We start from the raw sequence: 5,455 nt of genomic DNA on the forward strand, positions 1-5,455 counted from the left end.
ATGAAGCAATTCCTTTTGGATTGAAGATTGTCAGTAGACAGTCAACAGTCAGAATCAACTCGGTCTGATGCCTTCGGGTGTTGGGTCTGTATTTTTTTACGGAGAGTTTGATCCTGGCTCAGGACGAACGCTGGCGGCGTGCTTAACACATGCAAGTCGAACGATGATGCCCAGCTTGCTGGGTGGATTAGTGGCGAACGGGTGAGTAACACGTGAGTAACCTGCCCCTGACTCTGGGATAAGCGTTGGAAACGACGTCTAATACTGGATATGATCACTGGCCGCATGGTCTGGTGGTGGAAAGATTTTTTGGTTGGGGATGGACTCGCGGCCTATCAGCTTGTTGGTGAGGTAATGGCTCACCAAGGCGACGACGGGTAGCCGGCCTGAGAGGGTGACCGGCCACACTGGGACTGAGACACGGCCCAGACTCCTACGGGAGGCAGCAGTGGGGAATATTGCACAATGGGCGAAAGCCTGATGCAGCAACGCCGCGTGAGGGATGACGGCCTTCGGGTTGTAAACCTCTTTTAGTAGGGAAGAAGCGAAAGTGACGGTACCTGCAGAAAAAGCACCGGCTAACTACGTGCCAGCAGCCGCGGTAATACGTAGGGTGCAAGCGTTGTCCGGAATTATTGGGCGTAAAGAGCTCGTAGGCGGTTTGTCGCGTCTGCTGTGAAATCCCGAGGCTCAACCTCGGGCTTGCAGTGGGTACGGGCAGACTAGAGTGCGGTAGGGGAGATTGGAATTCCTGGTGTAGCGGTGGAATGCGCAGATATCAGGAGGAACACCGATGGCGAAGGCAGATCTCTGGGCCGTAACTGACGCTGAGGAGCGAAAGCATGGGGAGCGAACAGGATTAGATACCCTGGTAGTCCATGCCGTAAACGTTGGGCGCTAGATGTAGGGACCTTTCCACGGTTTCTGTGTCGTAGCTAACGCATTAAGCGCCCCGCCTGGGGAGTACGGCCGCAAGGCTAAAACTCAAAGGAATTGACGGGGGCCCGCACAAGCGGCGGAGCATGCGGATTAATTCGATGCAACGCGAAGAACCTTACCAAGGCTTGACATACACCGGAAACGGCCAGAGATGGTCGCCCCCTTGTGGTCGGTGTACAGGTGGTGCATGGTTGTCGTCAGCTCGTGTCGTGAGATGTTGGGTTAAGTCCCGCAACGAGCGCAACCCTCGTTCTATGTTGCCAGCGGGTTATGCCGGGGACTCATAGGAGACTGCCGGGGTCAACTCGGAGGAAGGTGGGGATGACGTCAAATCATCATGCCCCTTATGTCTTGGGCTTCACGCATGCTACAATGGCCGGTACAAAGGGCTGCGATACCGTAAGGTGGAGCGAATCCCAAAAAGCCGGTCTCAGTTCGGATTGAGGTCTGCAACTCGACCTCATGAAGTCGGAGTCGCTAGTAATCGCAGATCAGCAACGCTGCGGTGAATACGTTCCCGGGCCTTGTACACACCGCCCGTCAAGTCATGAAAGTCGGTAACACCCGAAGCCGGTGGCCTAACCCTTGTGGAAGGAGCCGTCGAAGGTGGGATCGGTGATTAGGACTAAGTCGTAACAAGGTAGCCGTACCGGAAGGTGCGGCTGGATCACCTCCTTTCTAAGGAGCATCTGGTCAGTGCTGGTCGCCCATTAGGGGTGGTTGGTTGCTGGTCCAGGCGCCTGTTTCGGACCGAACGTGTCCGACGGGTAGCTCATGGGTGGAACATTGACAGTGCAGTTGGGAGTGATGCTTCCGACCTCAGTACGCTCTGCTTGCAGGGTTGGGACGGGTCGAGGGTGGAGCTGCTGGCTGGTGCACGTTGTTGGGTCCTGAGGGACCAGGCTTCCTACTGTCACGTGAGTGGTGGTGGGGGTTGGGCCTACGGGTCCTTCGTCGGGCCAGGGTGAACCTACCGTTGTGGTGGGGGAGTGCTGGTGCCGATCGTATGTTGAGAACTACACAGTGGACGCGAGCATCTTTGATTCGCGTCATCCATGATCAGCCTTCGGGCTGTTGATTGGTGACGTTGGATCGCAATTTTAATCTTTGTGGTCAAGTTTCTAAGAGCAAACGGTGGATGCCTTGGCATCTGGAGCCGATGAAGGACGTAGAAATCTGCGATAAGCCTCGGGGAGCTGATAATCGAGCCTCGATCCGAGGATTTCCGAATGGGGAAACCCCGCCAGGCGTTTTGCGACCTGGTGACTCCCGCCTGAATATATAGGGCGGGTAGAGGGAACGTGGGGAAGTGAAACATCTCAGTACCCACAGGAAGAGAAAACAACATGTGATTCCGTGAGTAGTGGCGAGCGAAAGCGGATGAGGCTAAACCGATCATGTGTGATAGCCGGCGGGCGTTGCATGGTCGGGGTTGTGGGACACGTCACTCAGTTCTGCCGGACTGGGACGGTTACAGCGCATCATAGTCGAACCGGTTTGAAAGCCGGGCCGTAGTGGGTGCCAGCCCCGTAGACGAAATGGTGTTATGGCCGGATGTGTATCCCAAGTAGCACGGGGCCCGAGAAATCCCGTGTGAATCTGTCAGGACCACCTGATAAGCCTAAATACTCCCAGATGACCGATAGCGGACAAGTACCGTGAGGGAAAGGTGAAAAGTACCCCGGGAGGGGAGTGAAATAGTACCTGAAACCGTTTGCTTACAAACCGTCGGAGCCTCCTTAGTAGGGGTGACGGCGTGCCTTTTGAAGAATGAGCCTGCGAGTTAGTGATATGTGGCGAGGTTAACCCGTGAGGGGCAGCCGTAGCGAAAGCGAGTCTGAATAGGGCGTTTGAGTCGCATGTTCTAGACCCGAAGCGAAGTGATCTATCCATGGCCAGGTTGAAGCGACGGTAAGACGTCGTGGAGGACCGAACCCACTTCAGTTGAAAATGGAGGGGATGAGCTGTGGATAGGGGTGAAAGGCCAATCAAACTTCGTGATAGCTGGTTCTCTCCGAAATGCATTTAGGTGCAGCGTTGCGTGTTTCTCGCCGGAGGTAGAGCTACTGGATGGCCGATGGGCCTCAACAGGTTACTGACGTCAGCCAAACTCCGAATGCCGGTGAGTGAGAGCGCAGCAGTGAGACGGTGGGGGATAAGCTTCATCGTCGAGAGGGAAACAACCCAGACTACCAACTAAGGTCCCTAAGCGTGTGCTAAGTGGGAAAGGATGTGGAGTTGCACAGACAACCAGGAGGTTGGCTTAGAAGCAGCCACCCTTGAAAGAGTGCGTAATAGCTCACTGGTCAAGTGATTCCGCGCCGACAATGTAACGGGGCTCAAGCACACCACCGAAGTTGTAGATTTCGCACTATAGACAAGCCTTCGTGGTTCAGTCGTGCGGAGTGGTAGGAGAGCGTCGTGTGGCGAGTGAAGCGGCGGAGTGATCCAGCCGTGGACGCTACACGAGTGAGAATGCAGGCATGAGTAGCGAAAGACGGGTGAGAAACCCGTCCTCCGAAAGACCAAGGGTTCCAGGGCCAGGTTAATCCGCCCTGGGTAAGTCGGGACCTAAGGCGAGGCCGACAGGCGTAGTCGATGGACAACGGGTTGATATTCCCGTACCGGCGAACAACCGCCCAAGCTAATCCAGTGGTGCTAAGAGTCCTAACCCGGTACAACCGGATCCCTTCGGGGTGATGGTGGCCGGTCTAACGCTCGACCCCATGCTGGTGCGGTTAGCGTATGAACAGGTGTGACGCAGGAAGGTAGCTGAGCCAGGCGATGGTATCCGTAAGGTGAACCTGGTGTAAGGATGTAGGGCTGACGATAGGCAAATCCGTCGTCTGTACGCCTGAGATCCGACGCGTACCCGTAAGGGGAAATCAGTGATCCTATGCTGCCGAGAAAAGCATCGACGCGAGGTTGCAGCCGCCCGTACCCGAAACCGACTCAGGTGGTCAGGTAGAGAATACCAAGGAGATCGAGAGAATCGTGGTTAAGGAACTCGGCAAAATGCCCCCGTAACTTCGGGAGAAGGGGGGCCGGACACGTGACCGGATTTACTCCGTGAGCGTTGAAGGCCGCAGAGACCAGTGGGAAGCGACTGTTTACTAAAAACACAGGTCCGTGCGAAGTCGCAAGACGATGTATACGGACTGACGCCTGCCCGGTGCTGGAAGGTTAAGAGGAAGGGTTAGCCTTTGGGCGAAGCTCTGAATTTAAGCCCCAGTAAACGGCGGTGGTAACTATAACCATCCTAAGGTAGCGAAATTCCTTGTCGGGTAAGTTCCGACCTGCACGAATGGCGTAACGACTTCCCAGCTGTCTCAACCGCGAACTCGGCGAAATTGCACTACGAGTAAAGATGCTCGTTACGCGCAGCAGGACGGAAAGACCCCGTGACCTTTACTACAGTTTGGTATTGGTGTTCGGAGTGGCTTGTGTAGGATAGGTGGGAGACTGTGAAGCGGGCACGCTAGTGTTCGTGGAGTCATTGTTGAAATACCACTCTGGTCACTTTGGATGTCTAACGTAGGACCCTGATCGGGTTCATGGACAGTGCCTGATGGGTAGTTTAACTGGGGCGGTTGCCTCCCAAAGAGTAACGGAGGCGCCCAAAGGTTCCCTCAACCTGGTTGGCAATCAGGTGGCGAGTGTAAGTGCACAAGGGAGCTTGACTGTGAGACTGACAGGTCGAGCAGGGACGAAAGTCGGGACTAGTGATCCGGCAGTGGCTTGTGGAAGCGCTGTCGCTCAACGGATAAAAGGTACCTCGGGGATAACAGGCTGATCTTGCCCAAGAGTCCATATCGACGGCATGGTTTGGCACCTCGATGTCGGCTCGTCGCATCCTGGGGCTGGAGTAGGTCCCAAGGGTTGGGCTGTTCGCCCATTAAAGCGGTACGCGAGCTGGGTTTAGAACGTCGTGAGACAGTTCGGTCCCTATCCGCTGCGCGCGTTGGAAATTTGAGAAGATCTATCCCTAGTACGAGAGGACCGGGATGGACGAACCTCTGGTGTGTCAGTTGTTCTGCCAAGGGCACCGCTGATTAGCTACGTTCGGACCGGATAACCGCTGAAAGCATCTAAGCGGGAAGCCGTCTTCGAGATGAGATTTCCATGCACCTTGAGTGTGAGAGGCTCCCAGCAGACTACTGGGTTGATAGGCCGGATGTGGAAGCGGGGACTAACGACCCGTGGAGCTGACCGGTACTAATAAGCCGAAGACTTGATAACACACTGATTTCCGTGCACTTGTTGCACGGGCTCGCGTCCACTTTGTGGTTCCCGACAGACGATCGGGAATCGAAACTGAATACACCGCTCTGCCCTCTTCACGGAGGGCAGTAGTCGGGACAGCTTTGAGACCAGATTATGGTCGAAGGTGTTCCGGTGGTCATAGCGAGAGGGAAACGCCCGGTCACATTCCGAACCCGGAAGCTAAGCCTCTCAGCGCCGATGGTACTGCAAGGGGGACCTTGTGGGAGAGTAGGACGCCGCCGGACTTAACGTA

3 rRNA genes are annotated in these 5,455 nt (G+C 55.5%); all 3 read left to right on the plus strand.

Annotated features, from left to right (window positions below):
• Positions 1-95 precede the first annotated feature (95 nt).
• Positions 96-1,617 (plus strand): 16S ribosomal RNA (locus tag DEJ02_RS18195).
• A gap of 433 nt (positions 1,618-2,050) precedes the next feature.
• Positions 2,051-5,178 (plus strand): 23S ribosomal RNA (locus tag DEJ02_RS18200).
• A gap of 152 nt (positions 5,179-5,330) precedes the next feature.
• Positions 5,331-5,447, plus strand: a 5S ribosomal RNA gene (gene rrf / locus DEJ02_RS18205).
• Together the 16S, 23S and 5S rRNA genes form the textbook arrangement of a ribosomal RNA operon.
• The last annotated feature ends 8 nt before the right edge of the window (positions 5,448-5,455 follow it).

The sequence above is a fragment of the Curtobacterium sp. MCLR17_042 genome, from assembly GCF_003234695.1.
GTDB classification, from domain to species: Bacteria; Actinomycetota; Actinomycetes; order Actinomycetales; family Microbacteriaceae; genus Curtobacterium; species Curtobacterium flaccumfaciens.